1 protein-coding gene is annotated in these 204 nt (G+C 64.2%); it reads right to left on the bottom strand.

Annotation, left to right across the window (positions count from 1 at the left end; genetic code table 11):
* A partial coding sequence (locus IH54_RS41230) for an arabinofuranosidase catalytic domain-containing protein (RefSeq protein ID WP_043183828.1) occupies nt 1-204 on the bottom strand: 204 nt, incomplete at both ends.

Genomic DNA, 204 nt, shown 5'->3' with positions numbered 1-204 from the left:
TTGGCGCCCTTGATCGCGAAGCGTGAGGTGCCGTTGTTCTTGAGCATCGCGGTGACGTATTTGCTGGTGAAGGCGCGCTGGTTGCTGTTCCAGGACTGGCTGCCACCGGAGTAGAGGCCGTATTCGAGGTCGGCCTGGACCCAGGGGCCGCTGCCGGAGCAGCCGCCGAACCAGCAGCTGGTGCCGAAGTAGATCGCGTCCATG

Origin of the sequence: Streptomyces sp. NRRL F-5123 (assembly GCF_000721495.1) — a bacterium.
Taxonomy (GTDB): domain Bacteria; phylum Actinomycetota; class Actinomycetes; order Streptomycetales; family Streptomycetaceae; genus Actinacidiphila.
This window is presented reverse-complemented; position numbering and strand designations above follow the sequence as displayed.